The 578-nt window shown below is 47.2% G+C and carries 1 pseudogene; it reads left to right on the forward strand.

From position 1 onward, the window contains the following. Positions 1-578 (forward strand): annotated as a pseudogene (gene sohB / locus R8O11_RS29820) (protease SohB); the annotation flags it as partial.

Consider the following 578-nt stretch of genomic DNA (forward strand, 5'->3'; position numbering starts at 1 on the left):
AAGAGGGGGCGCTAGACAGCAAACGCGAACCACACCTGTTTGTTCTTGATTTCAACGGTAGCATCGATGCAAAAGAAGTCGCGTCTCTACGTGAATAAATCACTGCCATTTTGGCTGTTGCTCGTGAAGGCGATGAAGTATTGCTTCGTCTAGAGTCTGGTGGTGGTATGGTTCATGGTTACGGCTTAGCCTCCTCTCAACTTGATCGCATCAAAGCGGCCGGACTTCCTCTGACCATCTCGGTTGATAAAGTAGCAGCAAGTGGCGGTTACATGATGGCTTGTGTAGCAGACAAAATTGTTTCTGCACCATTTGCGATTGTGGGTTCGATTGGTGTCATCGCACAAATTCCAAACTTCAATAAGCTGCTGAAAAAGCACGACATCGAGTACGAGCAGTTAACGGCTGGTGAATACAAACGCACGCTAACCATGTTTGGTGAAAACACCGACAAAGCACGTGATAAATTCAAGCAAGAGCTAGAAGAAACACACGTATTGTTCAAAGACTTCATCCGTGAGCGTCGTCCAAGTTTAGAATCGGCAAAAGTGGCGACGGGTGAGCACTGGTGTGGATGT

It is taken from the genome of Vibrio sp. 1288 (genome assembly GCF_033344475.1).